This window comes from Actinomadura soli (genome assembly GCF_005889715.1).
Lineage (GTDB): Bacteria > Actinomycetota > Actinomycetes > Streptosporangiales > Streptosporangiaceae > Spirillospora > Spirillospora soli.
Window position 1 is genome coordinate 1 of the sequence record NZ_VCKW01000438.1, and the last position, 4,246, is coordinate 4,246.

Here is a 4,246-nt window from a genome sequence, read left to right on the forward strand (position 1 = left end):
CAGCTGGAGGCGTCGGATGTGGATAAGAGACAGGGGGTGTCCGGCCCGGTGATGCGGCGGATGTCGATGCCGCCCGGGTCGGGACGGTCGACGAGCGGGACCTGGGACGCCCCGTAGTGCCCGCCGCGCGCCCAGTCCTTGCGGGCGCGGTGCGCGTGGTAGGACTGCGGCGACGGCAGCGGGGGACCGGCGGGCCAGCGGCGCGCGACGCCCCACGCGTCCAGCCATTGGACGATCGCGTCGAGCCCGGTGAGCAGCGCCCCGGTGAACGGCGCCCGGGACTGGCCGACCACCATGATCTGCAGGCAGACGCGGCCCTCGCGGCCGACCCGCTCGCCGAGCAGCCGGGCGGCCCGGGTGGCGGGCAGGAGCTGGACGATATCGCCGGTGCCGGGGTGCCAGACCAGGTGCGACGGCCGATCCTCCTTGATCAGGTCGGCGGCGACCGAGCGGGCGGAGACGGTGCGCGGATCATGATCGCCGGCGCACCAGACGACCCGGGGAGCACCTCCTCGCAAAGCTCCGCCGTCGTGTCGTGCCGGCATGCGGCCGGCTCCCGGCAGCCATGCGTCTGCCACGGTGCGTCCCCCCAATCGGGCGGTCTAGTCCCGAATGGTCTAGTCCCTGACGTTTGCCCGGCGGGACATTCGTAGTCCAGCCCGCCGTCATGGGCCGGATATGACGGCTATTGACCTCCGCGCCGGGTAGTGACCACTCTGCTCGGGTGTCGTCGCAGATGCGTACCCCGCGTGTCCATCGAATCCACCTGACGTCCCTTTTTTCCTGAGAGAGTCTCCCGGAATCGGGCGGCCGGTTGTGGCCGCCCTCGCATTTGCGCAGGTCAGCGCGAACCCTGGAGGCCAGGTGAATCCTTCCTGCAAGTCGGCCGGAAGTGGCCGGAGGGTTACCGACCGCAGGGAAGAGCTCGGGGCGAGGTTTACGGCCCGGGGGGCGGGGTTCACAGCCCAGACCGAGCCGCGTTCTAATAGGTCGTCATGAGCGTTGACGCAGAGCAGCCGGCCGGGCCCCCGTCCGGGGTGCCCGGGATCGACGTCCCCCGCCTCGCGGACTGGCTGGCCCGTGAGCTGCCGGGATCGGCCCGTGAGCGGCCGGAATCGGGGCGTGAGTGGCCGAGATCGGGACGTATCGAGGCGATCGACCTGATCGCCGGAGGCCGCTCCAACCTCACCTACGCGATCACCCTGGACGGCGGCCGCCGCGTCGTGCTGCGCAGGCCACCGCTCGGGCACGTCCAGCCGACCGCCCACGACATGGGACGCGAATACCGGGTGCTGACCGCGCTCGGCGGCCGGACGGCGGTCCCGGTGCCGAAGACGCTGGCGCTCTGCGACGACGAGGACGTCATCGGCGCGCGCTTCTACCTCATGGAGCACGTCGAGGGACGCGTCCTGCGCAGCCGTGAGGACGCCGCGGACCTCACCCCTGAGCAGGCCCGGGGCCTCAGCGAGGCGCTGACCGGCGCGCTCGCGGCGATCCACACCGTCGACGTGGCGGCCGCCGGGCTGGAGGACTTCGGGCGTCCGGGCGGCTACATGGCGCGCCAGCTCGCCCGCTGGAGGAAGCAGTGGGACGGCTCGCAGGAGGCCATCCGCGCCACCGGAACCGTCCGTGACCTGCCCGAATACGACCGGCTCGGCGCGCGGCTCGCCGAGCGGACGCCGGCGGACGATCCCGGCCGTCACGGGGGCCGGGCGCGGCTCGTCCACGGCGACTTCCGGCTCGACAACGCGCTCGTCCGGATGGAGCCGCGTCCCGAGATCGCGGCCGTGGTCGACTGGGAGATGTCGACGCTCGGTGACCCGCTGTCCGATCTCGGGCTGACGCTCGTCTACTGGGCCGAGGCGGCCGACGCCGACGAGCTACCGGTCGGCGCCAAGATCACCACGGCGCCCGGCTTCTTCGCCCGCCGCGAGGTCACCGAGCGGTACGCGGCGCTGACCGGATTCGACCTCGCCGACCTCGACTTCTACGTCGCGTTCGCGTGCTTCAAGCTCGCCGCCATCCTGGAGGGCATCCACGCCCGCTACCTGCAGAAGGCGACGGTCGGTGAGGGCTTCGAGCAGATCGGCGAAGGCGTCCCGGTGCTCCTGCGACGTGCCCACCGCACCCTGGACACCGGCTCACTCTGACCGGACCGGCCGCCTGCCGACCGGCCCGAAGGGCCGTCTGACCGGCCAAAACGCCACGTGGCGCGCACCCGCACTCCCAAGCGGATGCGCGCCCGCGGCATTCCAGGAACGTTCTCAGCAGTACGAGACCGAGGCGGACTTCCCTTGCGTGAACGAGACGGAACCATGCCTGGTTCCGCCGAGGCAGAGGAAGTTCGTCCGCTTCACCGTCACGCCGGTGGACTGGCCCTCGGCCAGGTGCCCGCCGCCGCCCGCGCTCAGATCGCCTCGCGTGCCCGTCACCCGCCAGTTCACCGCGCCTCCGACGGCGGTGATGCGGACGGTGCAGGACTCGTTGCCGCCCATGCTGCAACCCGTCACCGACAGACTGCCCGGGCCCGGCGGCTCGGGGGCGTCGTTGTCCGGGGTCTTCGACGGCGACTTGGACGGACTCTTCGACGGCGACTTGGACGGGGACTTCGACGGCGACTTGCTCGGGGACGCCGACGTGTCCGTCGGGGCCGGGCCGGTCGGCGCCGGATCGGTGCCCGTGCTGGAGCCTCCGCCCGGCACCGCCGGGTTGTTCGCGGCCGCGCTCGACCCGTCGTCGCCGCCGAGCCACGACATCGCGCCGACGAACAGCACCACGGCCCCGATCGCCACGGCGACCGCGGCGATGACCGGGGCGCGGCGGCGCGGGGCCCGGTCGCGGGCGCGGGCGGGCGACGGCTCGTAGGGGAGCGGCCAGCCGTACTCGTCGAACGGCTCCGTCCACGCGGCGATGGCGCGGCGGTTCCCGGCGCGGTCCTCGGCGGTCGCGGCGGTCAGCACGTCCAGCCGCAGCTCGGCGGGGATCGCCGCGATCGGCAGGACGGACAGCAGCCGGTCGGTCGGCAGCGGCGGCGTCTCGCGCTCGCCGCAGACCGGGCAGCTCGCCACATGCCGGACGAGCGACGCCGACGCCTGCGGGGACAGCGGCCACGACTCGGTCAGCGCCGAGACGCTGGGGCAGTCCTTCCAGTGGTTCTGCGCGATGAGGGACGCGTGCAGCGCGGTCGTGAGGTCCTCGCGGGACTTCTCCACGAGCGCGAGCGTCTCCTCCAGCGGCATGCCGAAGATGCCGGACAGGTCGACCTCGTCCAGCTCGTGCCGGACCGAGAGGTCGATCGCCTCGCGCTGCCGCCCGTTGAGCGCGGCGAGCGCGCTGTGCGCGAGCAGCCTGCGCTCCTCGCGCCGGGCGAGCTGCTCGTCGGTCAGGTCGTCGTCGGCCTCCGGCGCCTCCTGCCCGGTGTGCCGGTTCGGGCTGTCGCGGCGGCGCATGCACTCCTTGCGGGCGATCGAGTACAGCCAGCCGCGCAGCCGGTCCGGCTCGGTCAGCCGGTCGACGTGCTCGCGGGCGGCGATGACGACGTTGCGCAGCGCGCCGGCCGCCTCGACGCGGTCGCGGAGCAGCCCATGGCAGTAGTCGTAGAGGAACGGCGCGTAGGTGTCGTAGACCTCGGTCAGCGCGATGACGTCCCCGGCTCGCAGCGAGTTCGCGAGCCTGAGGTCGTCGTCCCGCCCGGGCCCTGGCTCACCGGCCACGGGAACCCTCCCAGTCGAATTCGGTGTACTTGATCGTGCCCCCGTGAGCGCCGACGCCCGCCGGCCCCCGCGCTTGGTTGCCTGATCTTGCCACCAAGTAGCTGAGATTTCTCCCCTATGAACGGATATCAGTGACCGAAGCGGTACACGCCGTGGCCGTCTCGCCTAGTGAGCAAGGCCTTACGGCACCAAAATGTGATCTACGTCACGTTTAGTTCCAGCCGCCTCCGCCGCCGCCCCCGCCGTTCCCCGGGCACTGCCACGAGACGGACCGGGTCTGGCCGCCGGGGGAGAAGGTCACGGTCGCGGAGCCCGAGCCGGGCTCGTCGCCGCACGCGAGGGTGACGACCGCGCTGCGCGTCTGGCCGCTGGGAATCGTGCCGCCCCCGCCGCCGGTGAGCGGCGATCCGGGGGACGCGGACCATCTGACCGACCCGCCGGACGCGCTGACCGAGATCCTGCAGCTCTCGCCGGGACCGAGGACGCCGCACTGCGGGCCGCCCACACTCAGCGTCCCGGTTCTGGGTCTGGTG

General features: G+C 72.6%; 4 protein-coding genes. 1 reads left to right on the forward strand and 3 read right to left on the reverse strand.

Annotated elements, in window-relative coordinates; translation table 11 throughout:
* The coding region (locus tag ETD83_RS40025; protein WP_138650467.1) for a hypothetical protein at positions 1 to 545 on the reverse strand (545 nt) is incomplete at its 3' end.
* 450 nt (positions 546 to 995) lie between these two features.
* On the opposite strand from ETD83_RS40025, the gene ETD83_RS40030 reads away from it, so the two are divergent.
* The gene (locus ETD83_RS40030; RefSeq protein WP_138650468.1) at positions 996 to 2,150 is read left to right on the forward strand and encodes a phosphotransferase family protein; all 1,155 of its coding nucleotides are present in this window, start codon (positions 996 to 998) and stop codon (positions 2,148 to 2,150) included.
* A gap of 114 nt (positions 2,151 to 2,264) precedes the next feature.
* On the opposite strand, the gene ETD83_RS40035 is transcribed toward ETD83_RS40030, so the two are convergent.
* Positions 2,265 to 3,713 (reverse strand): RNA polymerase sigma factor, encoded by a 1,449-nt coding sequence (locus ETD83_RS40035; protein ID WP_138650469.1) that lies wholly within the window; start codon positions 3,711 to 3,713, stop codon positions 2,265 to 2,267.
* 211 nt (positions 3,714 to 3,924) lie between these two features.
* On the reverse strand, positions 3,925 to 4,246 hold a 322-nt coding region (locus ETD83_RS43310; RefSeq protein ID WP_407921561.1), incomplete at its 5' end, for a hypothetical protein.

Excerpts from the sequence above, each read along its gene's own strand:
- ETD83_RS40030 (WP_138650468.1), top strand. The coding sequence starts at position 996 with ATGAGCGTTGACGCAGAGCAGCCGGCCGGGCCCCCGTCCGGGGTGCCC.